Annotated in this window: 22 protein-coding genes and 2 pseudogenes; 11 read left to right on the top strand and 13 right to left on the bottom strand. The window is 67.1% G+C overall.

What is annotated here, in order from left to right; all coding sequences use genetic code 11:
- Positions 1-23 precede the first annotated feature (23 nt).
- The 4 genes from ACGFNK_RS08200 to ACGFNK_RS08185 all read right to left on the bottom strand — a co-directional run bounded on the left by ACGFNK_RS08200 (position 24) and on the right by ACGFNK_RS08185 (position 7324).
- Positions 24-3320: a family 78 glycoside hydrolase catalytic domain gene (locus ACGFNK_RS08200; protein ID WP_393413093.1), complete on the bottom strand. Its 3297-nt coding sequence runs from the start codon at positions 3318-3320 to the stop codon at positions 24-26.
- Positions 3321-3681: 361 nt separating this feature from the next.
- A complete protein-coding gene (locus ACGFNK_RS08195; protein WP_393413091.1) occupies positions 3682-4596 on the bottom strand; it encodes a peptidoglycan-binding protein in 915 nt (304 codons plus the stop codon).
- Positions 4597-4675: 79 nt separating this feature from the next.
- Complete coding sequence (locus tag ACGFNK_RS08190; protein WP_393413089.1) at positions 4676-6703, bottom strand: BTAD domain-containing putative transcriptional regulator; 2028 nt, start codon at positions 6701-6703, stop codon at positions 4676-4678.
- A gap of 171 nt (positions 6704-6874) precedes the next feature.
- Positions 6875-7324: a DUF5707 domain-containing protein gene (locus ACGFNK_RS08185; protein ID WP_393413087.1), complete on the bottom strand. Its 450-nt coding sequence runs from the start codon at positions 7322-7324 to the stop codon at positions 6875-6877.
- 491 nt (positions 7325-7815) lie between these two features.
- Between ACGFNK_RS08185 and ACGFNK_RS08180 the strand changes: the two genes are divergently transcribed.
- The gene (locus ACGFNK_RS08180) at positions 7816-8145 is read left to right on the top strand and encodes an SCO4225 family membrane protein (RefSeq protein WP_393413085.1); all 330 of its coding nucleotides are present in this window, start codon (positions 7816-7818) and stop codon (positions 8143-8145) included.
- Between the two features lie 887 nt (positions 8146-9032).
- Here the strand turns inward: ACGFNK_RS08180 and ACGFNK_RS08175 are convergent.
- Complete coding sequence (locus ACGFNK_RS08175; RefSeq protein WP_393413083.1) at positions 9033-9716, bottom strand: hypothetical protein; 684 nt, start codon at positions 9714-9716, stop codon at positions 9033-9035.
- Between the two features lie 287 nt (positions 9717-10003).
- Between ACGFNK_RS08175 and ACGFNK_RS08170 the strand changes: the two genes are divergently transcribed.
- Positions 10004-10531, top strand: a complete 528-nt coding sequence (locus tag ACGFNK_RS08170) for an HAD domain-containing protein (RefSeq protein ID WP_393413081.1) — start codon at positions 10004-10006, stop codon at positions 10529-10531.
- Between the two features lie 126 nt (positions 10532-10657).
- Here the strand turns inward: ACGFNK_RS08170 and ACGFNK_RS08165 are convergent, their stop codons facing one another.
- From ACGFNK_RS08165 to ACGFNK_RS08150, 4 genes and pseudogenes are all read right to left on the bottom strand, one after another.
- The gene (locus ACGFNK_RS08165; protein ID WP_388188131.1) at positions 10658-11005 is read right to left on the bottom strand and encodes a DUF4145 domain-containing protein; all 348 of its coding nucleotides are present in this window, start codon (positions 11003-11005) and stop codon (positions 10658-10660) included.
- Positions 11006-11497: 492 nt separating this feature from the next.
- The gene (locus ACGFNK_RS08160) at positions 11498-12310 is read right to left on the bottom strand and encodes a hypothetical protein (RefSeq protein ID WP_393413079.1); all 813 of its coding nucleotides are present in this window, start codon (positions 12308-12310) and stop codon (positions 11498-11500) included.
- Positions 12311-12373: 63 nt separating this feature from the next.
- Positions 12374-12634: a hypothetical protein gene (locus ACGFNK_RS08155; protein WP_393413077.1), complete on the bottom strand. Its 261-nt coding sequence runs from the start codon at positions 12632-12634 to the stop codon at positions 12374-12376.
- Between the two features lie 103 nt (positions 12635-12737).
- Positions 12738-13206 (bottom strand): annotated as a pseudogene (locus tag ACGFNK_RS08150) (transposase); the annotation flags it as partial.
- A gap of 47 nt (positions 13207-13253) precedes the next feature.
- On the opposite strand from ACGFNK_RS08150, the pseudogene ACGFNK_RS08145 reads away from it, so the two are divergent.
- The 4 genes and pseudogenes from ACGFNK_RS08145 to ACGFNK_RS08130 all read left to right on the top strand — a co-directional run bounded on the left by ACGFNK_RS08145 (position 13254) and on the right by ACGFNK_RS08130 (position 17073).
- A pseudogene (locus ACGFNK_RS08145) lies at positions 13254-14444 on the top strand (tyrosine-type recombinase/integrase).
- A 413-nt stretch (positions 14445-14857) separates the two neighbouring features.
- The gene (locus ACGFNK_RS08140; RefSeq protein WP_393413075.1) at positions 14858-15157 is read left to right on the top strand and encodes a hypothetical protein; all 300 of its coding nucleotides are present in this window, start codon (positions 14858-14860) and stop codon (positions 15155-15157) included.
- A 387-nt stretch (positions 15158-15544) separates the two neighbouring features.
- Positions 15545-16015, top strand: coding sequence for a hypothetical protein (locus tag ACGFNK_RS08135; protein ID WP_393413073.1), 471 nt, complete (start codon positions 15545-15547; stop codon positions 16013-16015).
- Between the two features lie 176 nt (positions 16016-16191).
- Positions 16192-17073, top strand: a complete 882-nt coding sequence (locus ACGFNK_RS08130; RefSeq protein WP_393413071.1) for a Ku protein — start codon at positions 16192-16194, stop codon at positions 17071-17073.
- Here ACGFNK_RS08130 and ACGFNK_RS08125 read toward each other — a convergent pair.
- From ACGFNK_RS08125 to ACGFNK_RS08110, 4 genes are all read right to left on the bottom strand, one after another.
- The gene (locus ACGFNK_RS08125; RefSeq protein WP_393413069.1) at positions 17070-17405 is read right to left on the bottom strand and encodes a DUF6233 domain-containing protein; all 336 of its coding nucleotides are present in this window, start codon (positions 17403-17405) and stop codon (positions 17070-17072) included. The two genes, ACGFNK_RS08130 and ACGFNK_RS08125, sit on opposite strands and share 4 nt — an antisense overlap.
- Positions 17406-17556: 151 nt before the next feature.
- Complete coding sequence (gene lepB, locus ACGFNK_RS08120; protein WP_393413067.1) at positions 17557-18210, bottom strand: signal peptidase I; 654 nt, start codon at positions 18208-18210, stop codon at positions 17557-17559.
- Positions 18211-18719: 509 nt separating this feature from the next.
- Positions 18720-19817 (bottom strand): hypothetical protein, encoded by a 1098-nt coding sequence (locus tag ACGFNK_RS08115; RefSeq protein WP_393413065.1) that lies wholly within the window; start codon positions 19815-19817, stop codon positions 18720-18722.
- Between the two features lie 412 nt (positions 19818-20229).
- Complete coding sequence (locus ACGFNK_RS08110) at positions 20230-21324, bottom strand: DUF1152 domain-containing protein (protein ID WP_393413063.1); 1095 nt, start codon at positions 21322-21324, stop codon at positions 20230-20232.
- Between the two features lie 94 nt (positions 21325-21418).
- On the opposite strand from ACGFNK_RS08110, the gene ACGFNK_RS08105 reads away from it, so the two are divergent.
- From ACGFNK_RS08105 to ACGFNK_RS08085, 5 genes are all read left to right on the top strand, one after another.
- Positions 21419-22159: a GntR family transcriptional regulator gene (locus ACGFNK_RS08105; RefSeq protein ID WP_393413061.1), complete on the top strand. Its 741-nt coding sequence runs from the start codon at positions 21419-21421 to the stop codon at positions 22157-22159.
- Positions 22160-22439: 280 nt separating this feature from the next.
- On the top strand, positions 22440-22904 hold the full coding sequence (locus tag ACGFNK_RS08100; protein ID WP_033321449.1) for an ATP-binding protein: 465 nt from the start codon (positions 22440-22442) through the stop codon (positions 22902-22904).
- A gap of 62 nt (positions 22905-22966) precedes the next feature.
- Positions 22967-23695 carry a GntR family transcriptional regulator gene (locus tag ACGFNK_RS08095; protein ID WP_393413059.1) on the top strand — a complete coding sequence of 243 codons (729 nt, stop codon included), beginning with the start codon at positions 22967-22969 and terminating at the stop codon, positions 23693-23695.
- Between the two features lie 123 nt (positions 23696-23818).
- Entirely contained in the window at positions 23819-24169 is a 351-nt protein-coding gene (locus ACGFNK_RS08090; RefSeq protein WP_393413057.1) for a hypothetical protein, read from the top strand.
- 5 nt (positions 24170-24174) lie between these two features.
- Entirely contained in the window at positions 24175-25548 is a 1374-nt protein-coding gene (locus tag ACGFNK_RS08085) for an FtsK/SpoIIIE domain-containing protein (RefSeq protein ID WP_393413055.1), read from the top strand.
- Positions 25549-25595 lie beyond the last annotated feature (47 nt).

Genomic DNA, 25595 nt, shown 5'->3' with positions numbered 1-25595 from the left:
CCGTCCGCGACGCCGCCGATCGGTCACACCCGGCCCGTGAACGTCCACTCCCCGTGCCCGACACGGAAGACGACGAACGCGGGATCGCTGCGCAGGAACTCCGCGCCCTCCGGCGCGGCCACCCGGGCGCGCGACCCTCCCGGCACATGCACCTCGGCCGTCGAGCCCACCGGCACCCGCACCGACAGCCGCAGCTCCCGGTCCAGCCGTGACCAGGACACGGCGGCCTCTCCGCGCACCGTACGGATCGACGTACGGGCCCAGTTCACTCCCGTACGGGCGTCGGGGCGCACTGAGAAGGTGCGGTAGCCGGCGTCCCCGGGGCGCAGCCCGGCAACGTTCTCGTACAACCACTGCGCGACCGTGCCCAGGAAGTAGTGGTCGCGGGAGCGGGAGTCCAGCGGCCACATCTCCCACATGGTGTCGGCGCCGTTGGCCTGCCAGTACCCCCAGCTCGGATAGGTCCGCTGCGTCGCGACGGCGTGTGCCACGTCGGGGCGACCGTGGGCACACAGCACCCTCAGGAGGACGCTCGTTCCTAGGCAGCCGGTGTTCAGATGGTTGCCGCGCGCCTCGATGTCCGCCACCAGGCTGTCCATCACGGAGGCGCGGGCGCCGGGCGGCACCAGGCCGAAGGCCAGCGGAATCGCGTTGGACGTCTGCCGGTAGCCGGGATCCTTCGCCGTACGGTAGTGGCCCTCCGGACTCAGGAACGCCTGGTTGAACGCGGTCTTCAGCTTCTCGGCCGCCTCCCGGTACCGCTTCACGGCCTCGCCGTCACCCAGCAGTTCGCCCAGTTCGGCGGTGTTCAGCAGCGCCCGGTGGAGGTACGCGGTCGCGGTCAGCCGGGTGTCCTCCGGGGGAATCTCGTAGCCGGGCGCCACCCAGTCGCCGAGCGCCGTGACCGCCAGCCCGTCCCGCAGCCGGGCCAGCTCCCAGTCCAGGTACCGGGTCAGCGTCGCCCAGTGCTCGCGGGCGGCGCGCTCGTCCCCGTACACCCGGTACAACTCACGGACGACGAACGGGTAGACGGTCGTCCACTCGGGGGAGGGGGCCAGCTCCTGGTACCCCCAGCCGCCGCTCGGCACGATCACCGGCAGCTGCCCCTCGCCGTTCTGGCTGTCCGCCAGATCGCCCAGCCACTTGGACAGGAAGCGGTGCACCCCGAAGGCGTACGCCATCACCGGCGCGCCGACCTGGGCGTCGCCGGTCCAGCCGTTCTTCTCGTACATGGGGGTGTCGGTCGGGATGCCGTGCAGGTTGTTGAGGAGCGTGCGGCGCATGGCACCGTCCAGCCACTCGTAGAACGGCTCCGAGCAGGCGAAGGAACTGACCTCCTCGACACGGGTGTGCACCAGCCGCCCCAGCACCTGCTCCGGGGACGGGCGTGCGGGCAGGCCGTGGATCTCCACGTAACGGAAGCCCTTGTACGAGAACTTCGGCTCCCAGACCTCATCCTCTCCGCCGCCCGCGCAGATGTACTCGTCGGTCTGGAAGCGGCCCGGGACATGGCCGGTCTCGGCCTGCACACTTCCGTCGGCCTTCAGCTTCTCGCCGTGGACCAGGCGGACGACGGTGCCCTGCTCGGCGCCGCGGACGGTGAGGCGGGTCCAGCCCGCCATGGTGCGGCCCATGTCCACCACGTACACCCCGGGGCGGAGCTCGGAAATGCCCGTCGGCCGTACGGTCTTGGCGATCTCGATCGGATCGTGCGGCTGCGCCCTGAGCGCGCCCCGGGGAGCCTGCCGCACACCCGCCGTCCGCCAGCCGCTGTCGTCGAAGCCGGGACTGCTCCAGCCGCGCGGAGCCCTGCGTGCGTCGTATGTCTCGCCGGCGTAGAGGGAATTGGACACGGTCGGCCCCTCGGTGATCCGCCACTCGCCGTCCGAGGCGACGGTGGTGCGGGAGCCGTCGGGGTGGTCGATCTCCAACTGGGCCAGCAGCCGGGGCTCGCCGTGCCACGGCGGGCGGTGCCAGTTCCAGACGTTGGGCGTGGTCATGCCGAAGAAGCCGCGGCCGAGGGTGACACCGATGGCGTTCTCGCCGCGCCTGAGCAGTTCGGTGACGTCATGGACGGCGTACAGCACGGTCTCGTCGTAGTCCGTGAAGCCGGGGTCGAGCACCTGCCGGCCGACCCTGCGCCCATTGATCTCGGCCTCGTAGTAGGCGAGTCCGCTGATGTAGAGGCGGGCCCGGGAGATCCGCCGCCGCACGGTGAAGGCACGGCGCAGCAGTGGCGCGGGCTGCTCCGGCACGGCGACGCTCACTCCGCTGCCCCAGGGCCCCTGCCCGTACGGGGTGAGCACGGTGGCCTCGGCCCAGGCCGCGTCGTCGAACTCCGGGTGCTGCCAGCCCTCTTGGGGCTCGTTCACGGAGACGCGCCAGCCGGGCCCGGTGACCAGTTCGTGCGGGCCGCCGTCCTCCGTTTCGACGACCAGCCGGACCAGCAGGCCTCCGGGATTCACGGAGGCGCCGGGTCGGTTGGTGGCACGGGCGGCGAGCACCACGAGACCACCGGCGGCGCGGACCTCTTCGGTGACGTCGGCCGCACGGCCGGTGCGCCAGCCGTCCTGCTGCTCCGGCGTGTGCAGCACCTGTCGGCCGTCGAGATGGAGAGTGAAGTCGTCGTCGGCGGTGGCGACCACGGTGGCCCGCCGCACCGCCGTGCCCTCGGGCAGTCGCAGTCCCGCCCGGAACCAGCACGGCCCCACGGGGGCGTCGGAGGAGTTGGCGTCTCGCGACCAAATCCATGAGGCCCCGGACAGGGTGGGTGGCTGCGGCGGCGGATCCGCGCCGATCCAGCGGGCGTCCGCGGCCTGCCAGTCGGCCTCCGACAACGTTGTCTCCCACCAGCCGGTCCCGCTCCAGCGCGAGGCCCGCCCGGCACCGTCCCAGACCCGTACCCGCCAGTGGTAGCGGGTACGGGGGCGCAGCTCGGGCCCTTCGTAGGGGACGCCCACGCTGCGGTCGGACGCCACCTTCCCCGAGTCCCAGGCCAGCCCGGCCCCGGCCCAGGCGCCTTTCGCCGGCTCCCCGGGGCCGAGGGCCACCTGGATCTGGTACGCGCTCTGTCGGGCGCCCCGCCCCGGAGCGGACAACTCCCAGCCGAGGCGGGGGTGTTCGACGTCGGTGCCCAGGAGTCGCTCGGTGGACTCGACGGTGATGCGCTCGACGTGGAGTGCTCCGGCGCGATCGTCCTCCGCCCCCGGCACCGCTGGGCCGGCGGCCGTCGCCGGGGCGGCCGACAACGCGGTGAACCCGGCACCCGCGCCCGCGGTCGTGCCTTTCAGGAAGAGTCTTCGGTTCCAGGACTGGCCCATGCGTTCCTCGCTCGCTGTGTCTTCGCGGACAACGAAACCGTGCTTGAAACGATTCAAATCTCTTGTTGCCGGCACATGCTATGTACGCGAGTGGGGCCCAACAAGGTGTGCGACAGCGGAAGTTGGGGCGAGCGGTGGCGTTTCCGGATAGCCAAGACAGTCTCTGAACGCTCTGTCAGTCGCCTGCTGTGCCGCCGGAACGGCTCGACCGGCGCGCCGCAGTGCGGTCTTCGCCCATCGATCGGGGCTCCATGATCCAAAGGGCGGCGTCACCCCACACCGCCCCGCCGCACGGTTCTGCTGCTGCGCCGGCGGCGGGGCGTGAGCGGCCGTACCTTCCGGAGGTACGGACCTCCTGGTTTCAGGAGAACAGCAGGCGCCAGGTCAGCGGGCCGGGGTTGCCGTCGGCGTCGCCGCGCAGTTCCTTCCGTGACTTCTGGAAGTCCCGCACGTTCAGCCGGTCCGCCTCGCCCCAGGTCCTGCTCGGGCCGACCTTGTAGTGGTCGCCGAAGCCGCGCTTCACCAACTGCTTGCCGAGCTGCAGGACGTACGCGTTCGAGGCCCCGGCCACGAAGTACTTGCGTCCCGGGAACGCGGGAACCTTCGGTTTGGCTGGTGTGGTCGTCTCCGGGGTGTCGTCGTCCACGTCCAGCTCGGCCTTCGCGTACTTGGTGATCCTGGCGAAGTCGATCGCGCCGGGGTCGCCATGGACGTTCTCGGGCACGTGCATGTGCCCGCAGACTCCCTTGAAGTCCGCCCATTGCGCGCCCGTCAGCCGCTGGCCGCCGCTGCCGTACGACGTGGGGTACGCGGGCCACGCATTCGGGCCGGACAGCGGTACGCCGTGTTCCTCGTGCATCCAGGCCAGGAAGCGGGCGACGCCCTGCAGCGCCCAGTCGGGGGCGTCCGGCCAGTAGATGTGCGCCTGGCCCGCGGTCTTCCACTTCGCGTGGGTCTTCGGGTCGCAGGTGCCGACCAGCTCGACCTGGCACACGTTCATGGTGTTCGTCTCGACGCCGCCCCGCAGGTTGACCAGCGCCCTGGAGGAGTTCTCTATGTCGAAGTGCTGGTACCACTTCAGCTTCTTGGCGGCGAGGTCGGGGACCGCCGTCAGGTTCGGTGCGGAGGAGCCGCCGCCGTATCCGGGAAGGGTGCGGCCCTCCGTGGTGTGGAGGACGACGACATTGACCTGCATCGGGTCACCGCCGAAGTCGTCCTGGTACCAGTTCGCCCGGCTTGCGCCGGGGTATCTCTGTGGGCCCGTCTTGGTGGCCATCGCATACTCCTGGGTCGAGTGTGGGCTCGCTCGGTTCGGCGAGGTGGAGGTGGGGGTGGAGGTGGGGGAGAAGCGAGAATCAGTGCCCTTGTCCCAGGGCGGATGGGTGGCTCGGGGCGGGGGCCGCGGCCGGGGCCATGGGGCCTGCCGCGCGCAGATGCCGGGCCAGGCGCACCGGGTCGGCATCGTCACGACCCGCCAGCTCGCGGGCGAGCGCGGCGTGCCGGAGCTGCCGGGATGACGGAGTCTGGGTGCTCAGCACCACGTCGCGGGGCAGTTCGGGCAACCGGTAGCGGCCGGTGCCACCCGCGGCGGGGTCCGCGTCCCAGGCCAGGATCCGGGCGGTGACGGCGGCGTCGATCAGCGGCAGCAGCTCGTCCGGTGCCAGACCCTGGACGTCCGCGAGAAGACCGACGTCGAGCCATTCGCCGTCGGCGGCGGCGTAGGTGAGCATGGTCCGGGCCGCATCGGGCAGCTCGACCAGCCTCGCATGGAGGATGTTGCGCAGCGCGGCCGGCACCTGTGCCTGCGGCCCGGTGCGCCGGCCGGGTGGCAGCTTGAGCAGCTCGGCCAAGGCGAACGGGTGGCCCTCGGCACGCCGGTGCAGCGCCGCCGCCTCCTCCGGGCCGGCCTCCTCGCCGTGCGCCTTGAGCATCTCGGCCACGCCGTCGGCGGTCAGCGGCTCCAGGGTCAGCCAGGTCGCGCCGAGCAGGGCCAGGTCCGCGAGCAGCATGCTGGACACGGGGGCGTCGGGGTTGCGCAGGGTGCAGACGAAGACGACGGGGGCCTCCCGCACCACGTTGGCGAGCCGCCTGAGCAGGCGGTGGAAGCCCTGCGGTGCCTGGTCGAGGTCGTCGACGACACACAGCGTGGGTGCTTGCGTGAGCTCATGGACGACAGTGCCGAGCGGGTCCTTCTGCGCGACCTCGTCCTGAGCGGAGTCGGTGCCGTCCTGCCGCAGGGCGTCCAGGAGCTGGACGGTCGGGCAGGTCTGGAAGACCCCACGGTTCCCGCTGAGCGCCTGGCCGCCCTTGGTGCGGGCGACGGTGAACCCGGCCGCCGCGGCCCGGGCGGACAGCTCCTCCACCAGCCGGGTCTTGCCGTACCCCTGCTCCCCGTTGACCACGGCCCACCGGGGGCGACCCGCGGCCGCGGCCGACAGCAGGCTCACCAGTTGCGCGGTCTGCTCGCCGCGGTCCACGAAAGGGGTGGCGGCGGCAGGTCCTGGGTCCGGGTGCACACCCGCGGCGGTGAAGTCGGGGCCCGAAGGAAGATCGGGGGAAAGGGTCGTACCGGACGAAGCCGTGGGATGTGTGGGAGGAGTGCCGAGTACGCCGACATCGTGCCGCAGGATCGCGGTGTGCAGGTCCCTCAGCTGGGGACTGGGGTCCAGGCCGAGCTCCGTGGCCAGCATGTGGCGGAACCGCTCGTACTGCCGTAGCGCCTCGACCGGCCGTCCCGCCGCGTACAGCGCCCGCATCAGCAGCGCCCAGGACGTCTCACGCAGCGGTGCCTTGAGTACGAGGCCCTCGGCGACGCCGATCGCCGGTTCCGTCTCGCCCTGCTGGACCAGGATGGCGGCCTGCAGCTCCCTGGCGTCCTGGAGGGCGCCGTCGAGCCTGGTGCGCTCGCGTATCGCGAAGGCGTGTTCGGCGGCCTCGGCCAGCGCCTCACCCCGCCACAGCCCGAGCGCCGCGTCGATCTCCTGCCGGGCGGCGGGGAGTTGACGGCTCCGCAGCGCCTCGCGGGCCCTGGTCACGGACTCCTCGAAGAGCCCCGTGTCCCGTGCCTCGCGGGGCACCTTAAGGGCGTAGCCGGCCGGACCGCTGACCAGCAGGGCGGACCGGCCCTGCCGTACCGGATCGAGGACCGCGCGCAGTCGGCTGATGTGGGCGCGCACGGAGGAGGCGGCACCGGCCGGACGGTCCGTCGGCCACAGGTCGCGGCAGAGGGTGTGCTGCGAGATGGGGCGGCCGTCCTCGATGAGCAGGCGGACGAGCACCAACCGACGCTGGCGGGGGCCCAGATCGAGGGGAACGCTGCCTTTCACCACCTCGACGGGGCCGAGCACGCCGAACCGCATCGCGTGTCCATGACGTGAGTTCAACGGGCGGGCCACCTCCTGGGCGACATCAGGTTTTTGCACGCTACGCGATGGATGCGACGGCAATCTCGGGTAGCGGTCACTTATTTTCGCAGTCAACCAATGGTTCGTTGCTCTGCTGTTGTCCCCTTGTTGTTCGCAACGCGCGCACGCCGCCCACATCGTTTCGAGGGGTCAGCGTGTGACGTCGAAGGTGGCGGCGCGGGGCACGAACGTCGTGTCCCCGTCCTCGGCCGTGGCCAGTGCCGAGACGTACCAGGTGCCCTTGGCCAGTTCGGCCGCCTCCCGCTTCGTGACCTTCAGCGTGTAGGTGCAGCGGGTCGTATCGTCCGAGGCGCTCTGGCACTTGGCGCTCTCCGCCGAGCCAAGCTCCGCCTCGGTCGGGTCGAGCTTCGAACTCGCGGGCCAGGCAAGGACCTTGAGCTCCCGGATGCCCGAGTCGTCACTCACGTCCACGGTGTAGATGAGCGAGCCCGCGCTGCCTTCGGACGGAGCCACGTAGCGGGCCGAGCCGTTCTCCAGGGTCGGTTCTGTGGCGGCCGAAGCCAGGGCGAGGCCGCCGGCCGCCACTCCGCCGAGAGCGACGGCGCCGATGAGCGAGGAGAAGAGAATGCGCTTGGACATGGGAGAACCCCCTGAGTTCGTTGGAGAGTTGGATACGCGGAAAAGCGTGGAAGAACCGCTGGTGGAAGCGGTGGCCGTCCGCGTTCTCGATGTGATCGAGCCTATGGCCGGGGGCGTGGCACCGTCCTCGCGCTGCGGGACGATTGGCGCATCGAACCGCAGGTAGAGCATCTGCAACCCAGGTAAGAGACCGAGATCCGCCTCCAGCCGGAGTCGGGCCGCTCACCTGCGGCCATAGCCTTGATCCGCCATGAAATCCGTCATGAAGTCCGCCATGAACGGAACCGACGACCGGCTGCTTCCGGTCCTGCTGCTCTGCGCCCAGGCCGTGGTGTGGCCCGGGGCGGCGCTGGTGCGCGGGGCCGTCCCGCCCGCGTCCGCCCTCCTCGTGGCGGCCCTGGTCGCCGGAGTGGTGACGGCGGCACTCGCCCTGCGCCATACCGCCCGGCACCCACCTCTGAGCACCACGACGCAACCAAGGAGTCCATCCCGTGACCGGTACCGATCACGATTCCGTCAAATCCGACTTCCGCCGCCTGCGCGATCACCTAGGCGTTGTCGGCCTCGTCTACCTCGCGGTCTGTGTCGTCCTGCTCGTGTGGGCGCTCATGGCGACCGGGGGCGACAGTTCGGGCGAGTCCATGGCGGGCGTCATCCCGCTCCTCGCCACCGCCCCCGCCAGCCTCGTGTACCTCGTGTTGCCGGACAACAACGTGATGTTCATCAGCGCCGTAGCTCTCGGCGCAGAGGTCAACGCCGAGATCATCGGCTGGTGCACCCGCGCACTGCGCCGCGGCGGTCGCCCGGACTCGTCGTCCTGAGCCCCGGCACCTGCGGGAGGCCACTCGTCCGACTGCGCCAGGAGGCATCGGACACGCGACTCGCCCCTGGCACACCTGCCCGCCCAGGGCCGCACCACTACCCAGGCCTTCCGCTCCTACGGCCTTCGTCACGTCGGCCAAATGCTGTCGACGCGCTCTGTGATCTACCAGCACTCCGACGACGAACGACAGCGGGAAGTTGCGGCCGGTGAGCCGGACGATCAGCGTTCTGGCACGAATCTGGCACGCGACCACTGATCACAGCGGACAGCAAACAGGCCCAGCTCTCTGACCTTGGCCTTGGTGATGGAGCGGGTGACGAGGATCGAACTCGCGCTCTCAGCTTGGGAAGCTGCGATCATTTGGGGCCGGTTTGGGCGCTGGCCTGGGCAAATGGCCGGGCTGCGGCGTCGTCGGCGGCGCCTGCGTTCACCGTGATTCCCCGCTGTTCCCCGCTCGAATCTGGTGCGGTTGTGGTGCAAAGCTGACTGGCTGCAGGTAACGGTCAATCACTGGAGGGTCCTTGTCAGTGCCTGCGGCTATGTTCTCAAGCGCGCGGCCGGCTTCCGGGGGTTCCAGCTCTGAAGTGAATGGTTGCATCCCCGGTCTGTCTGGGGGCGGCCCGGAAACGCGTCCGGGACCTAACCGACGGCCGGGCTTCGTCGATGGCCAGGGAACGACCTGCCAGCGCCGGCCGTGCACCACTTCTCGCGCGGGCCGCGGGCAGGCGCACGCTTTCCAACTGTGGTAGTGGGGTCGTGGGGTGCGTGTGGGGGCGTTCACCTGCGTTCATGGGGCGGCTGACTGTCGACGCCGGGACGGCTCGGGGTCTTGTCTGAACGGTCGCGAACGGGGCTGAATGAGACGGAAACTGAGACGGTGGCGTCCTATGCCGCTTCCCAGCTGAAGCGGCCCTCCAAGCGGTCTGGGCTGAGGTAGGCGTATCCGTAGCCATGGGCAAAGTTCAGGAAGTACTGCTCGTTGAGGTCGGTGCCTGCCAGACAGAAATAGAACCGCCAGGGCGCCTCGACCCCGGCCCAGTCGGCATAGAAGGGGCGGCCCCCGAGGTAGTCGTTGACGTTGATGGTGCCGTCCAGCTCCAGACCCCGCTCCACCTCCTCGGGTACCGGCGTCAGTTCGATCCGGAACTCGACAGGCAACAACTCCTCATCAGGGCCGAACCGCCACAGAGAGCGCCCCTGCGTCCCGGCCAGCCCCTTGGCGGCGAACTTGGGTATCCGGCCGCCGGGCTGGATGAGCAGGACGGCTTCGCCGTCTTCCGGGTCCATGCCGCCGGTTTCGTAGTCGTTGTAAGACAGGAAGAGGTACGCCATGCGTCGCTCCTCGCAGGGTTCCGCTGGGACGGGGAACTGCCCGATGAAGTCCAGTGGCTCCCCGGTTCTGGGGTGCACTGGCCAACAGGGCTCGTCCAGCCATACGGGATCACCGCCCAGTTTGGCGATGGGCTCGGTGATGGGCTCATCAACAGCGTGGAAGCTCATCTCCAACCGGGGGAGGTACCCGGCGTCATACGGGCCTTCGGCCCCCTCTACAGGACGTGGCAGCAGCATGCCCGGACTGTAGCCGTCGGCTCCGACAACCACGCTGGCGGTCGAATCCGCGGCTCAAGGCTGAGGCCGGGCCATCAGCTTGGGAAGCTGAGGTGATCTAGGGATCGCTGTGGGGCTGGCCTGCGGCAGAGTGTTCTCGGCGCCTGGTGGGCGGTCGGCTGGTTACCCGCTGTTCCCCGTGGTTCCCCGCAGGATCTGGCACGTCTGTCGTAGGGGCCGGCCACGGGCGCGAGACCGTTGTCAGTGCCCCGCCACTCATTGACGCTGGACAGGGCTATCGTTTCGCTGTGACTGGCTCAGTGGAGCGCCCCATTCTCTTCCTCGACGTCGATGGACCGCTCATCCCGTTTGGGCCGTCGTCCAGTCGGCCTCAAAGGGCCCCAGTTTCCAGTTCCGAGGCGTCCTCCGGTTCTGGGAACCCGCTGCTGGAGCGCCTCGATCCCGCCGTCGGGCCGCGCCTGATGGCTCTGGGGTGCGATTTGGTGTGGGCCTCGACATGGATGGACGATGCGAACGAGGCTGTCGCTCCGCGGATAGGGCTGCCGCAGCTGCCTGTGGTCAGGTGGCCAGAGGTGCTTACCGATGTGGGTCCACGCGGCTTGCACTGGAAGACGCGCCACATTGTTGCGTGGGCTGGCCGCCGCTCGTTCATTTGGGTCGATGACGAGATCGGCGCTATGGACCGCCTCTGGGTTTCTGCGCAACACGAAGGACAATCGCTGCTTCACCGTGTTGACCCGGGCGAAGCGCTTACTGACCACGATTTCGCCGAGCTCGCCCGCTGGCTCCGCTGCACCATGCCCAACCACCCCTGAGCACCGCATTAGGAGTTCGATCCGAGTCTGCTCCGGCTGCTGCCGTCGACTGGCGTGGCAGCCGGACAGAGATGCTGACGTACGCCTCTGTCTGGCGTCGTTGATGTCAGCTGTGGATGTAAGGACTCAGTTTGCTGACGCCTGCCTACGGTTCTGAAACTCCTCGTACTTGGCTGTGAAGACGTAGATGTAGTTCAGTAGAGCCTCGGCAAGAGACAACGCATCCGCTGCGTCTTCCCGGCTCACCGATTCCTCGCTGAAGTGCGCGCCTTGGTTGCCTAGCACTCGCAACGCCTGTGCCCAGTCGAAGAGGCGGCCCTCGATCTTCCCGTTGTCGCGGAGTTCCTGGAGTGCCTGGAAGAGGGCTTTCTTCTGCGTGCCCTGCTCGATGCACATGCCTTCCAGCGTACGGCGGACCATGACGGCAGCTGCCGTGTACAGGTTGGCATCGAAGCATGCACGCGCTTCCACCATCTCGCGCGCTATCGATGCTGGGATGCCCGGAGCAAGTGCTGCGACCTGGGGCCACAATCGTTGATCTTCGGGCTCGTACCAGAGTTGGGGCTGTCCGCACGCCAGGCAACCCCAGAGCTCGTAGTCAGTTGGGCGGCCAGCCGAGCGCCTAGCTCACGGCTAGTAGCGGGAACTATGGCTGATTCCACACTGTCAGCCGGAAGCAGTGCCCCCGGCCCTGCGTTGAGCTCGTGCCGGCCAGCACACCTGGCAACGCGGAAAGTAGAAGTGAAAGGTCGGTGGAGTCTCAATGACCGAGTCAAGCCATCGCTCGACGTACACCCCTCGATGCGAACTACCGGCGGTGCGGTCGCTGAGGTTTCCTCGCCTGATCAGCCGGGCTGTGACGTTCAGCGACGGTCGGTAGCGGTCCGCACGGTTGCTGTGCTTCTCTGCTGTACTTCACGCCCACGGCGCAGGCCCCCAGGTCCCTGTCTGCACCCGGCGTTCATGTCAGCTGCAGATATCAGGTCCACGATGACTCTCTGCGGAGGTCACCGTTCCCATGACGCGAGTGGCGAGCTCCCACGCAACCTCGTCATGAACGCCGTTCCTGACGGTTCCAGCGGTAGCCCTCAGGTGGTCGGCGATCTCCTGCCCGAAGGTCTCTGCCTGCGCGATCGAAATATGGCTGGCCAATCCACGGAGCCACTCTGTGACCAGGGTGACGTAGTACGGACGTGGCCAGGGCCCGTCCTCAATCGGCGCCGCTAGGACTTTGATCGCTGCCGCCAGGCGGGAGAACGGTGAATCGTGGCCGTCCAGGATCAGGCCGAGTTCCGTCGGTGTGGAGAGTGCGCCATCAGGGGCGGCGAGGACGGACGGCAGTGGGTGACACGCAACGGCGGTCAGCTCGAGCACTTGGTCGCCCAGACCGAAGCCAACCTGCACTCGTGAGGCACGACCGGGATCGTCAACGCACACCACGACACGCTGCGAACCTGTGGCTACCAGGCGAGTAATCCACCGGGTGAGGTTTTCGAGGTCGGCCACGCACACCTGAGACTGCTCCACATCGAGTTCCCCGTCAAAGACGATCTCGCCGATGAGCGGCATCGCCCGCTTCCAAACCGACACCCGGGTGAGAGCGGTCTGCCCGCGGGTCTTAACGGCGATGTGTCTGCCGTCCCCACACGCTGCAGCTTCATCCCACTCCAGCTCCGGGGGGTCAGGGGACCCGATGAAGACCAGCGCATGATTTGCGTAGATGTCGACTGCTCCGACCAGCACAAGGGTCTCCGGATTCTCGCAGAGCTTGTCTGCCACAGCGGGGCTGATGGGCACCGTACAGCGGAGGTCGGTGGAGTCTTTAATGACCGAGTCAAGGGCCTATGCGGGGCCGCTGGTGGTGTCGGCGTCCTGGTCGGCGGCCTCTTCGAGCAGGTCCATGGCGTGGTTGTGGAAGCGGCGCTCGGCGTCGCGGCATGGGGCGTTGAAGAAGGCTCGTTGGGCTTCGGCAAGATCGCAGTGCAACAGGCCCATGGTCACGAACACGGCTTCCACTCCGTGACATCCGTTGTCCTTGAGGAACTGCTGGAGTGCGTCCGTGTCGCCGGTTGCCTCCCAGACGGGCCGGGCGGTTTCCTGCATGGCAGCGATGCGCGCTGATCGTTCTGCGTCGAAGCCCACTGGGGTCCGCCTTTCTGGTTTGGCCCGTAGGCTGTCGCCGGGTAGGCGGGGTTCGCTGGCCCGTTTAGGCGGCTTGGGCGACGGGTGGATGGAGGCTGAAGAGCCTGTCGTCACGCAAGAGCGCCCACAGGACATCGACACGTCGGCGGGCGAGGGCGATGACGGCCTGGACGTGCTTGCAGCCCTCGGCCCGCTTCTTCACGTAGTAATCGCGGTTGGGTCCTTCGCGGATGATGCTGGTCTGGGCGGACAGATAGAAGACGCGGCGGAGGCGTCGGCTGTAGTGCTTGGGGCGGTGAAGGTTTCCGGTGCGGCGTCCGGAGTCGCGTGGAACGGGCACGAGGCCGGCTGCGGAGGCGAGGTGGCCTGCGTCCGCGTAAGTGCTCAGGTCACCGGCTGCGACGATGAACTCGGCTCCCAGGATGGGGCCCATGCCCGGCAGGGACTCGATGATGTGGGCTTGGGGGGGTGCGAAAGGTCTGCCGGATCTGCTGGTCGATGTGCTTGAGCCGGTCGTCCAGGGCGAGGACCTGCGTGGGCCGCTCAGGCGACCCCGCGCGCCTTACAGGAGGGCTGCCTGATGGCCAACAGCAAGGGCAGGCGGCGCCGTTCGGGGCGATCAGACGGCTTCCGTCCGGCCGGTACCAGGCGCGCTATCCGGGGCCTGACGGCGTCATGCGCCCGGCTCCCATCACCTTGGAGACGACGGCGGACGCTGACGACTGGCTTGCTGAAAAGCAGACAGAGGTCCGCCGTGGCGAGTGGCGTGACCCGGATGCCGGGGCTGTGAGCTTCCGGGCCTACGCCGACAAGTGGGTGGAGGAACGGGAGCTCGCTGCACTGACCCAGGACCTGTACCGCTACCTCCTCGACAAGCATCTGGCAGCTTTCGCAGACTTGGACTTGGACGAGATCACCGCTCCACGCGTCCGCGAGTGGCGGGCCGAACGGCTGCGGATCACGGGCCCCAAGACAATCACGGCCAAGGCGTACCGGCTGCTCAAAGCCATCATGGAGACGGCCATGGACGATGAGCTGATCACGCGGAATCCGTGCCGGATCAAGGGCGCCGGTAAAGAGAAAGCGTCTGAGCGGCGCATCGCCACCGTCGCCCAGGTCGACGCGCTCGCCAACGCCATAGGGATGCGGTGGCGGCTCATGGTCTACCTCGGCGCGTACGGTCCGATGCGGCCGGAAGAGCTGGCCGGCCTCCGTCGTCGCGACGTCGACCTCGACAACCTGCGCGTCCGGGTCCGCCTCGCCGAGCCGGAGCGGATGAACGGGCGGCGCGTCCAGGGCGACACCAAGTCTGAGGCAGAAACTCGGACTGTGATTCTTCCCGCGTTCCTCCGCCGGGAGCTCCGCTGGCACCTGGAGAGCTACGCCGAGCCGGGCCCCGATGGGCTGCTCTTCGTCGGGGAGAAGGGCGCTCCCTTCCCGGCGCAGCACGTTCGGGCGGAGGTGGCGCAGGGCGCGTGAGATCGTCGGTATGCCTGAGGGCTTCCGGTTCTACGACCTCCGGCCCACCGGACACACCCTGTCCACACGCTCCGGCGCCACCCTCAAGGACACGATGGTCCGTGCCGGGCAGTCCTCGGAGAAGGCGGCGCTGATCTGTCAGCACTCCGATGAGGAGCGGCAGCAGGAAGTTGCTGCCGGGCTGGACGCGACCGTACGCAAGGCACGCCAGGAAGCTGCGGCCGTGCCAGAAGAACAGGCGGCCAAGCCGGACGATCAGCGTTCTGGCACGAATCTGGCACGCGGCGAGTGATTACGACGGACAGCAAAAGGGCCCAGGTCGCTGACCTGGGCCTTGAACGTGGAGCGGGTGACGAGAATCGAACTCGCGCTCTCAGCTTGGGAAGCTGAGGCTTTCTGAGGCCGGTTGGGGCGCTGACCTGGGCGAATGGGCGGGGCGTGGCCTCGTCGGGCTGGGCTGGTTTCACCGTGATTCCCCGCTGTTCCCCGCTCGATCTGGTGCGCTTGTGGTGCGCCGGACGATCACTGCTTCGTAAGTTCGATCACGGCTCCGCTGTACCGGCTGCGCCTTACTGCTGCCAGCGGTCCCGGTACTTCCTCGCTCCGAACGCCCGCTTTGCGCACCCAGAGCTCTGGGGGGAGCCTGAAAGTGAGATGGGCCGTCGCTCGGCGGCTGGGGTTCGCCGCCATCATCGGAGGGTTCTCATGGCTGTACTGATGGAGATCGAGTTTCCGGGAGTGACAGCGCAGCAGTACGACACCGTGGATCGGCGCGTGGGCGCGCGAGCGGACCAGCCCCCTGAAGGGCTGCTGTTCCACACGGCAATCATTACGGACGCGGGACTACGCGTCATCGACCTGTGGGAATCGACCGAGGCGTTCGATGCGTTCTTCTCGCGGGTCCAACCGGTTGTCGAAGAGGTGGGCTATCCGGAGCCGTCCGCGCCGCCGAAGTTCTCGGACGTGCACTACCACTACGAGCGGCGACAGCCGGTGGGTGCTTGAGGGGTCTACGGCCCAGCAACGCGGGCTGTCTCACTGCGCGACCTTCTGATCCGTAGCTCTATGTGGATCGGTCATCCAGGGGCATTGAGGCTCCGGCCGGTAGCCTCAAGGTCGAGATGAGCCAATGGCAGTCACTGAGGTTGCTGTACTTCGCTGCTGTACCGCAACTCGGTCTGTCGGGTCCGCTGATGCACGGCCGGTGTCAGCGTTACTAACGGTTGTCCGTACTGCCGACCATGGATGATCTCAATGCGGCTGCCGTGATCCGTGTCAGGGCCGTCACCCCTCTGGCACCTCTGACCAGTACACCCCCGGCACGTGGGCCCACCCCCGCCCTGGGCGCCAGATGGGTGTATATGTGACCTATAGCAATAAAGGGGTCACGCTATGAAGAACCGAGGTATTACAGCTGCCTTTGTGGCAGTGGCTGTGTTTGGCGGTCTAACACTCGGTGGTTGCACCACTGAGGACGACGGATCCACCCCAGCCCCGACCCGAGAAACTCAGACCGAAGAGCGGCAGACCGAGGAGCAGGGCGAGGAGCTGCAGGGTGGACGGGAAGAACCTCAGCGAAGTGAACGTGATGATCTCCTCAGCTTTAAGATCGATGACCGTTCACAGGCTGGATTCGAGAACATCTGGGTCACCTGGACGATCAAGAATCAGAGTGCGGAGAAATCCGACTACTCCTGGGACTGGGAAGCGATCGCGTCCAACGGCGAACGTGTCTACAACTCCACCGAGTACGTGACCGATGTACAACCCGGACAGACGACAACGGGAGAATTCCCTACCACACTTCAGACTTCAAACGTGAAGATCAATATCACGGACTTTGAGCGAACTAAGTCGTATTGATTAGCTGGGCCGCTCCGCAGAGACGCAGGGGCGTTTACCTGCGTTCATGGGTGGCTGGCCCATGTGCAGGACTCGGCCTCTGGTCTCGTCTGAACGTCCGTGACCATGGCTGACATGCGGGCCTGCTGCACGGCTCATAGCCTGGTGCTGCTCGGGGCTTGCCACGGAGGTCTGCCATGCCCCGCCCCATCTGGACCGGCGCCATCAGCTTCGGCCTGGTCACGATCCCTATCCGGGTGACCGCGGCGACCGAGGACCACAGCATCCGCTTCCACCAATATCACTTGGCCGACATGGCACGTATTCGCACGCGGAAGGTGTGCGAGATCGAAGACCGCGAGGTCGACCCGGAGGAGATCGGCAAGGGCTACGAACTCTCCCGAGACACGATCATCCCGGTCTCGGACGACGAGCTTGCCGACATACCGTTGCCCACGGCCCGCGCGATCGAGATCGTGGCATTCGTCCCCTACGAGTCGATCGACCCGATCCGGATCGGCGAGGGCTACTACCTGGAAGCGGCCAGCCCTGTGGCCAGCAAGCCGTATGTGCTGATCCGCAAGGCGTTGGAGAGATCATCGAAGGCCGCCGTGGCGAAGTTCGCGTGGCACGGCCGCGAACGTCTCGGGCTGCTGCGCGTGCGGGAGGACGCGATCGTCCTGCACGCGATGCGATGGGACGACGAAATTCGTAACCCGGCTGAGCTGGTACCGGATCCGGTGGAACTGTCGGAGGAAGAGATCGCGGGGGCGCTGGAGTTGATGGACCGCATGGCCGTCGACGACCTGGAGGGCCCCGAGTTCGTCGACCACTACACGGAGGCCCTGGAGAAGGTCATCGAGGCAAAGCGGGAGGGACATGCCCCGCCGGAGATCCCCGAGCGGGAAGCCCCGACGGGCGGGGTCGTGGACCTGATGGCCGCGTTGGAGGAGTCCGTACAGAAGGCGCGGGCCACGCGCGGCGAGGGAGAAGCGGACGCGCGCGAGACGCCGAAGAAGCGCACCAGGAAGGCGCCGAACAAGAAGGCGGTCGGCCGGAGGCCGAAGCGCTCCGCTTAGTCGAGCACTCCGAGTTCCGTGTCCGGTCGGCAGTGCGAGCAGGCGTCGATGCCGTCGGTGAGAGCGCGCACGGCCTGGTCGCGGGCGAGCGGCCGGACGTACTTGCCCGCCATGTGGCATCCGCCGACGTGCACGGCGACGGGATGGCGCGCGCCGAGGGACTGTTGCAACAGCCATTCAGGCTCGGGCGGCCGAGTGGCTTGGCCGCGCTGCCGTTCCTGCTCGCGCTGTTCTTCGGCTGCGATCCACCGCCGTGTGCGTTCGAGATCCTTTAGCTGGACGCGTTCCAGGAAGCGGAGCATCTCGAGTCGGGGTGGCGGGCGGTCGTTCACATGTTCGATTCTAGGCTGTAGGCTGCCGCCCGCACCCCGAGGGAGGCCGTGTGCGAGACCGCAACGGCGGGGTCAGAAGTTTAGGTACCGCCCAAGCCTCAAAGGCTTCTGCTGGCCTTCCACGCGGACCCGACGGGGGATCTGTGCGGGCTCAGCCCACAGGCCATGGCGCCCCGGACGACAGCGGCCTCAAGGCGCGTCGTCTGACTACGTAGCCTCCGAAGCCGGCCAGGGCCAGAACGATCCCGAGACTCCCAAGCGTCACCAACACCGTCGGCACGGCGGAGTCCTCTAGCACTCGTCCCTGCACTCCAGAGGCCGCCACGCTGCCTGACTGCTCGCTGAGGTGGAAACGTGAGTCGTTGGCGTTCGCCCGGTGGTCGCCCAGCAAGAACAACCGCCCGTCCGGCACCTTCACGTCATACGGCCTGACCGTCAGGTTCTCTTCGTCGTCCATCACATACGGCTCGTTGACCGGCTTCCCATTCACCGTGACCCGGTTTCCCTCCCCCGCCACGTGATCGCCACCCATCCCGATGACCCGCCGCAGCATCGGTCTGCCCTGATAGCGCTCGGGTGCCTCGATGAGTAGGACATCGCCCCGGCGTATCTCGCTCGCGTCGATCCGCTCGATGAATAGCTGATCGCCCTGGCGGTACGTCGGGCTCATGGAGTCGCCCATGACGGTGGCCATCTTGTAGTTCGCGAGGGTATACACGATGGTCCCCGCCAGGAGGGCCAACCCAAGTGGTGCCAACACCCAGGCCGCATCTCTCAACCTGCTGATCACTCTTCGCTGCCGCATGAGCATCCCTCCCCTTGAACCTCGCCCGACAGCTGTACGGGCCCGCAGAGGCTATGCGGCCTCAGGGGGAACGCACCCAGGTCCTGCCGGCGCAGGCTACCCGTGGTCGGCGCAGCCAGGACCATGATCGATCCGGAGCCTCCTCTTGGCTGGTGCCCCCGGCAGGACTCGAACCTGCAGCCAAGCGCTTAGAAGATGCGGGCACAACCCCGCAGCCTGGCCCGGCGGGGTCGTGCCACTTCCGCGACAGGCTGCCGAATGCTGTCGTCGTCCGCGCTCGTTGCCGTCAGCGTTGCCGTCACTGCCGTCGACCGGGTAGGCGTCCCCCGCTTTGTAAGGGCGGACGTGATCGGAAGTGCTGGTGCCCAGGTCACTCCTGCTGTAGAGGCAACCCAGCCCTGCGGCGCATCTCGACTGCGGCGAGCCGTCGTTGACCGTGATTGACCGCGTAATGTGGCACGGCTGTGGCACGTGATCGCATCGTCCCGCAGCACGTTGGGGAGGCACCTCTACCCCCACCAGCTCCGGAGGGCGGCTGTAATCAGGGCACCCACTACGACACCCAGGAGGGAGAAGGAGATAGTCGCGAATCTTTGAATTTCTTGGCTATGACGGGCATCAATGATTTCAAGGATCTTCTCAGACGATTCAATCTCATCCAAGTACTCTTCCTCAGTTACCCTTTCAAGGTAGATCTTGAGTCCGACCCCTTCTGAATTCGAGTACAAGCCTTCCAGGTCCTCCTTTGCGCTCTTCTTTTGCCGCATCGCAGTTAGTCTTGCCGAGATGGCGTCCAGGTGGGCGGCCTGTAGCCGATGACGCAGGGAGAAAGTACGGTACAGGTACGCCTTAAATCCCCTCTCCTTGAACTTCTCGGTCAGCTGCTCAGTCTCGGCCGACAGCTCTCCTGCCGATCGCAATCGAGAGTTCCGCAGGGATTCGAACTGATAGAAGTACGAGAACTCCTCACGTGATGCTTCAAACAATTTGAGTAGCGAATCAGATGCTTCCGCCTCTTCCGAGTAGAAGTAGTCGATGCGGTCGTACGCAAGGGTTCGCTTCACTCGGGCACTTAGGTGATCACTGATTAGAATTTCACCTCGACCGGGCGAGAGAAAGAAGTCAACGTGAAAGGGGCTAGGGCCGACGCGAAACAGGCTTACCTCGGACTTCGCCTTGGCGAGTTCTGCTTCAAGAAACTCGCGAACGATTACCATTGAAGCGGCCGGGTTTCTAATTTCCACTGCGGTGCTGCCGCATTCCACAAAGGTGACAGGGTGGACTGGGTCAAAAAATGTCAGAACGGAGAAATCCTCGACCTCGTCGTCTCCCAAAGGTATGCCGAAGTTTCTTTGCAGGCGAGTCGGAATGTGTACACGGAAAGCCATCATCCCGAACTCAGGGATGGGAATATCTGCATCTCCGGGGTCTCCGATTTCACCCTGCCACGTGTAATCCAGATCATCGATTTCCGTGAATGAGAGATCCTGCACAGATGGGATCGATTCGAATGCCTCTTTCGTCTTATTCAGCCACTCTGCTAGAGATTGCGCAGAATGGATCCTTGGGACTAGGCAGCCAACGCTAAAGTATCGCGTACCACTCATTAGTCTCTCCTCACGTAAACGAGCGGGATCATGTTATCGATCGGGCTCCTTCTCGGGTAGCGAAAAGCAGGGTCTCATCTACACAAGGTCGGCGGAGCGGCTTTGGGCTGGAGCTGCTTTGGGGCGAGTGATCATGGCCCCGTAAGCTCATGGCGAGTCGGGCAGTCTGTGGACCTGCCCGTAAGGCACGACGTTGGGGCCATGATCGTAGAGGCTCGCCCCAAAGTGGCTGCCTAAAGCCGTGGAGCCGACCGCCCCAGCCACAGAGGGTGTCTCCCACTTCATGCCCGCAGCTCGCTAGCGCGCCGCCGGGCGCGGCCAGCCGGGGCGAAGACAGGAGGCGGGCCGCGCCGGAAAGGCGGCGCGCGCCCGCGCCGTGCGCGGGCCTTGAACCCGTAGAGAAAGTTGTTACTCAGGCTTCGGCTGGGATGTGCCACAGTGGCGCTGCGTACTGCTCCGGGCAGCTGCTGATGAGCAGTTGGCGCAGGTCCTCGCGAAGGGAGCCGTTGAGGTTCAGCGCCTCGGTGATGCGGCGGAATGTCGTGTGGGTGATTCCGCGGCTTCGGGCTTCGGCCTCGAACTGGGCGAGTTGGGACAGCACGGCCTCGGGGTCGAGCTTCACCGGTGGCTGCTCCTTGAGCCATGCGGCCTTGTTGCGTTCGTAGTCAATCTCCGAGTAGCCGCAGACTTCGCGGCTGTGCGCCTCTACCTCGTCCAGGGTGGTGGTCGCCATGATGGCGCGGGCTAGTTGGTTGCGGCTCAACGCGTCGTCCAGGTCGACCTCATGGACCGACGGGCCTTCGTCGGTGAGCGGGACGGGGAGTCCGGCGTCCCGCATCTCGCAGGTGCCGCGTACACCTCGGGCTGTTGCTGCGAGCATCCCGGTTGCCTCGGACGGGTGCCACTCCAGGACCGAGCTGATCGGTTCCACGTCCTTCGCCGCGAGGATGTGGACGAGAGGGCCGAGCGTGCCGCGTAGGTCATCGAGCGAGAGTTCGCCGTCCAGACCAGGGCCCGCCACCAAGAGGCGGATGGGTGCGTTCACCTGGCAGCAGGCGGCGAGCGTGACGGCGTCGGCCAGCGGGCTCTTCAGCGTCGGCTCATCGCCCTGCGCGAGGATGTCGCCGCCCACGTCCAGAAGATCGATCGACGCCGGTGACAAGTGGCTGACGAGTTCTTCGAGTTGGCGGGTGATGCCCTCGGCGCCGTGGTGCGGATCGATCAGCGCGAACGTGTGCGGGAGCTCTGCCGCAAGGCGGGGGAGGGTTGAGCCTGCCGGAGCGATCGGGCGGGCTTCGGCCGGCACTGCCCACACGGCCGGAGTCATCGGTTCGAGGCCGGTGAAGTTGTCCGGTCCGCGGGGGCCCGGTACCGGGTCGATCAAGAGGCGGTCCCACGCGTACGTGAGGATCACCGCCTGGTCCTCGTCGCCGTAGAGGGCGGTGTGAAGCATTGCGGCGGCGACTGCGTCGCCCCCTCCTCCTGCTGCGACGATCAACCGCTTCATGCGGTTCAGCCTACGGGGTCGAGGGTTGACCACTCACCCTATAGTGGCTAGAGGCCATAGCCACTTTGCTAGCCACTTTGGATGAGGAGGGCAGATGCCGCAGATTGAGGAGGCTCAGCCGAAGTATCTCCAGATCGCGAACTACATCCGCGATCAGATCCTTCGGGGAGACCTGCGGCCGGGGGACGAGGTGCCCTCGGAGCGGCAGTTGGCGGCGGACTGGAAGGTGTCCCGGCCCACTGCCGCACGGTCGTTGGAAGCGCTCAGCCACCAAGGGCTCGTCGAGAAGCGTCAGGGATCGGGCACGTACGTGCGCAGCCTGGAGGTCAACCGGCGGGCGCGTGAGCTGTACGGGCGGGCCCGGCAGACCGGGAAGATCTACACGCCCGGCGAGTACGCAGTGATCACCTCGGCCGGTTGGATGGAGGCGCCGGATCACGTCGCTGAGGCCTTGGGGCTGGTGAAGGACCGCCGGGCCGTGCATCGGCGTCGGGTGACCAACAACCAGGACGGTCCGATCAATCTGTCTACCTCGTGGTTCGCTCCGGATGTCGGCCAGCGTGCGCCGAAGCTGGTGGATCCCGAGCGGATTCAGGAGGGGACGCTCATGTACGTCGAGAACACGACGGGGCGTCAGGGCAGTTATGCGGAAGACCGCATGTGCGCTCGCAGCGCGACGGACGAGGAGGCGGCCGATCTCCAACTTGAGCCCTACTCCCCTGTCTTGATCGTCCATCACGTCGTCTTCGACCTCCAGGACCGGCCGCTGGAGTTCGCCGAAGCCACCTATCCCCCGCATCGTTGGGCCTTCGAGCAGGGTTACCCGCTCACCTGATGGTCGGGCAGTTACGCCGAACTGCTTGCGCACCCGAAGTGGCTAATGCCACTATCCATGAAGTGGCTAATGCCACTTGTCTGGAAGGGGGCACGACGTGACGACTCGGCGGCCGAACGAGAGCGGCGCGCGTTCAACTTGCCGGGGATGCCGGGGGCGTGGTTGGAAGCGCGTCGGTTCCCGTACGGCGCTGGCGCTCTCCACGGCCAACGACCGCGTCCGTGCCACATCGAAACGGCGCTGCCTCGACTGCGACGGCAGCGGCAAGGAGTGAGTGCGGATGGCCTATACGATCGACCGCTTTCCCTCTGAGGACTCACCGCGACTCGGTGCCATGACCTTGCACCCCGTCGCGGAGTCTGTGCCTCGGGCCCGGCGGTGGTTCCGGAAGTTCATCGCCCCGTACAACCCGGCCTGCTCGATCGACGACTGCGTGTTGATGATCTCGGAGCTGGTCACCAACGCCATTCGTTACGGGCGGGCGGATGAGACCTGGGTGGTACGCGTTGAGTGGTATCGGGTGGAGACGTCGCTTCGGATCGAGGTGCACAATCCGGGGTTCCCGGCGAGTGTGCGCATGCGGCAACCGGAGGCCAACGATGCTCACGGGCGGGGGTTGCTCCTCGTCGACTCCATCGCCGAGTCGTGGCACTCCGGTCCAAGTCGCTTCGGCGGGACAGTCGTCTCCTTCATCGTTGCCGACGCGTGGCCGTCCAATGAGGGCTTCGGGCCGATTCTGTTCTGACGGTCCAGTTGTCGCTAGTCTGGTTGACCAGTTGACTTGGCCAATCCCGACAGGCGGCATTCATGGCGTATGAAGTGGAGCCACCGAAGTACGTGCGCCTCGCGCAGACGATTCAACGTCGCATCGAGGACGGCACGTACCCGCCCGGTACGCGGGTGCCCAGTGAGAACCAGCTGGTGCAGGCCTTCGGGATGTCCCGTCCGACCGTCGTGCGGGCTCTTGAGCTGCTGAAGCGGGATGGCTGGCTGGAGTCCCGGCAGGGGTTCGGCACGATCGTCCGGGGTCGTCCGGAAGTCGTTGAGCAGAAGGATCGTCGGGGCCGCGAGGCGCTGGAGCGCGACGAGTCGCAGACCTCGGGACGTCTGGTTGAGGTCGGTGAAGTCCCCGTTCCGGCGCGGGTCGCCTCGGCGCTTGGGCTGCCGAAGCGGGCCAAGGTGCTCATGCGCCGGTTCCTGGTCGAAGAGGGCGGCGAAGCGGTCGAGTTGGTCTCGTCGTACTTCCCCGCCGGCCTGGCTGAGGACACCGAGCTGGGGAGCTCCGAAGCCCTGAGCGGCAGCGTTCGTAAGCACTTGGAGGCGCGGAAGAAAGCCCGCTTCGACCATGTGACGGAACGGGTTTCGGCTCGACTGCCTGAGAGCGGTGAGGCTGAGCTACTGGGCGTGCCAGATGGCGTGCCTGTCCTGAGCATCCTTGTCATCGCGTGCGACGCTTCCGGGCAGGCGCTGCAAGTCTCTGACGTGCTGCTACCTGCCGATCGGCAAGAGCTCGAAGACACCTACCGCCTGAACTGAGCCTGGAGCAGGGCGGGTTCTGCTCGACAACGACTTGACAAGTCAACCTGGCATCCTTACCTTCGAACTTGCTAAGTCAACTTGTCAGGTGGCAGGTTGATCGACTCAGAAGGAGAAATCTCTGTGCGTGTGATCCGCATTGACGCCTCGACCGCCACGATCCTGCTCACCGAAGCGCCGTCGCCGAAGGTGCGTGACCGGCAGACCGGTGAGATCGCCAAGGACGCCGTGAGCGGCGAGGCACTGATGACGGTCGGCGTCGTCTACATCGAGGAGGGGGAGTCGTCGCTGATCAAGGTCACGGTTCCTGAGAGCGGCGTCTCCGAGGGGCTGACGCTCGGAGCTCCGGTCGCGCTGCCGGGTCTGGTGGCGCGGCCGTGGGAGAGCGTGTTCAACGGCCAGCAGCGGCACGGCATCGCCTACCGGGCCACCGCCATTGCTCCGGGCGCCTTCCCGGTCGCTGAGGCGGGCTGATCGCCGTGACGGACCTGGTGACGTGGGCCGAGCTGGGCGGGTCGCTCGCTGCGATAGGCGGCGCGGCCTACGCCCGGCACGCCCATCCGGCGGCGTACTGGTCCACGGTAGGGCTGCCGGTCTCGGTGGCCCGGCTGCTGGTCTCGTACTCCTCGACCATGGACGCGTGCGGCCTGACGGTCGAGCCGTCCCGGTGGCGGGCGCTGGCCGTTAGGGCGACCACCCGCCGTGAGATCCGGCCCGTGCCCCCTCGACGGGGCATGATCCGGCCCACCACGACCGGCCTGCGGCTTCGGCTGCGGCTGGCTCCCGGCCAGGAACCTACGGACGTTGCGGCCTCGGCCGAGCGTCTGCGGCACGCCTGGGGCGTTCACGCCGTGTACGTGCGGGACATCAAGCCCGGTGTCGTTGAACTGCGGCTCGTTGGCTTCGACGTCCTGCGGAAGGTACGGATGCCTCGCCGGATCGACCGTGGGTTGCTCCGCGTGCCGGTGGCGCTGCGGGAGGACGCGACCGCCTTCGTACGCGACTACCGCGCCGTACCGCATGAACTCGTCCTCGGCGCCACGCTGTCGGGCAAGTCCATGTACCTGCGGAACCTGCTCGCCGAGCTGGCCGCTCAGCCGGTGGTCCTGGTCGGCATCGACTGCAAGCGGGGCGTGGAGCTGGCGCCGTTCGCCGCCCGGCTCTCGGCGCTCGCGACCGATCCGGACCAGGCGGCCGAGCTGCTGCCCGTGCTCGTGAAGGAAATGGAGGACCGCTACGACCTGATCAAGGCCCGTCAGGGCATCGCCCCCGGCACCCCGGACGAGGAGATCACCTCGGACATCTGGGGCCTGCCCGAGAGTGAACGCCCTGCTCCCGTCGTGCTGTTCGTCGACGAGGTGGCGGAACTCTTCCTGGTCGCCACGCGAAAGGAGGAGGAGCGGCGGGATGAGATGGTCACCCAGCTGATCCGGCTCGCTCAGCTCGGCCGGGCCGCCGGAATCTACCTGGAGGTCTGCGGGCAGCGTTTCGGCGCCGAGCTGGGCAAGGGCGCAACCATGCTCCGGGCCCAGTTGACCGGCCGGGTCTGCCACCGCGTGAACGATGAAGCCTCCGCCAAGATGGCGCTCGGCGACATCGCCCCGGAAGCCGTAGGCGCTGCCTGCGCCATCGCCGCCGAGCTGCCTGGCCTTGCCGTCGTCGGCGACACGTCGGGCGGCTGGTCCCGTATCCGAACCCCGTACCTGTCCCTCGTCGACGCTGCGGCCACCTGCCGCGAGACGGCCGATCTCGCGCCTGACGTACCGGCGCTCACGCCCTTCCGGCCCTACGTCCCGCCCGTGCCCGTGAAGGAGTCCGGGCCCGTGGCCGCCCCTCGCCCCGTCACCGAGTAAGCGCACCCGCTCCAACTGCCGGCGCGGCCGTCCCGCGCCAAGTCCCT

The sequence above is a fragment of the Streptomyces sp. NPDC048825 genome (assembly GCF_043198355.1).
GTDB classification, from domain to species: Bacteria; Actinomycetota; Actinomycetes; order Streptomycetales; family Streptomycetaceae; genus Streptomyces; species Streptomyces xiangluensis.
The sequence above is the reverse complement of the archived record's forward strand: the minus strand, read 5'-3'. Positions and strand labels throughout refer to the sequence as shown.

What these genes read in the sequence shown, in the direction of transcription:
- ACGFNK_RS08200 (WP_393413093.1), bottom strand. Translation starts at nt 3,320, where the DNA reads ATGGGCCAGTCCTGGAACCGAAGACTCTTCCTGAAAGGCACGACCGCG.
- ACGFNK_RS08100 (WP_033321449.1), top strand. Translation starts at nt 22,440, where the DNA reads ATGGCCTATACGATCGACCGCTTTCCCTCTGAGGACTCACCGCGACTC.
- ACGFNK_RS08115 (WP_393413065.1), bottom strand. Translation starts at nt 19,817, where the DNA reads ATGAGTGGTACGCGATACTTTAGCGTTGGCTGCCTAGTCCCAAGGATC.
- ACGFNK_RS08195 (WP_393413091.1), bottom strand. Translation starts at nt 4,596, where the DNA reads ATGGCCACCAAGACGGGCCCACAGAGATACCCCGGCGCAAGCCGGGCG.
- ACGFNK_RS08175 (WP_393413083.1), bottom strand. Translation starts at nt 9,716, where the DNA reads ATGCTGCTGCCACGTCCTGTAGAGGGGGCCGAAGGCCCGTATGACGCC.
- ACGFNK_RS08130 (WP_393413071.1), top strand. Translation starts at nt 16,192, where the DNA reads ATGCCCCGCCCCATCTGGACCGGCGCCATCAGCTTCGGCCTGGTCACG.
- ACGFNK_RS08185 (WP_393413087.1), bottom strand. Translation starts at nt 7,324, where the DNA reads ATGTCCAAGCGCATTCTCTTCTCCTCGCTCATCGGCGCCGTCGCTCTC.
- ACGFNK_RS08155 (WP_393413077.1), bottom strand. Translation starts at nt 12,634, where the DNA reads ATGCAGGAAACCGCCCGGCCCGTCTGGGAGGCAACCGGCGACACGGAC.
- ACGFNK_RS08110 (WP_393413063.1), bottom strand. Translation starts at nt 21,324, where the DNA reads ATGAAGCGGTTGATCGTCGCAGCAGGAGGAGGGGGCGACGCAGTCGCC.
- ACGFNK_RS08095 (WP_393413059.1), top strand. Translation starts at nt 22,967, where the DNA reads ATGGCGTATGAAGTGGAGCCACCGAAGTACGTGCGCCTCGCGCAGACG.
- lepB (WP_393413067.1), bottom strand. Translation starts at nt 18,210, where the DNA reads ATGCGGCAGCGAAGAGTGATCAGCAGGTTGAGAGATGCGGCCTGGGTG.
- ACGFNK_RS08140 (WP_393413075.1), top strand. Translation starts at nt 14,858, where the DNA reads ATGGCTGTACTGATGGAGATCGAGTTTCCGGGAGTGACAGCGCAGCAG.
- ACGFNK_RS08165 (WP_388188131.1), bottom strand. Translation starts at nt 11,005, where the DNA reads ATGGTGGAAGCGCGTGCATGCTTCGATGCCAACCTGTACACGGCAGCT.
- ACGFNK_RS08135 (WP_393413073.1), top strand. Translation starts at nt 15,545, where the DNA reads ATGAAGAACCGAGGTATTACAGCTGCCTTTGTGGCAGTGGCTGTGTTT.
- ACGFNK_RS08105 (WP_393413061.1), top strand. Translation starts at nt 21,419, where the DNA reads ATGCCGCAGATTGAGGAGGCTCAGCCGAAGTATCTCCAGATCGCGAAC.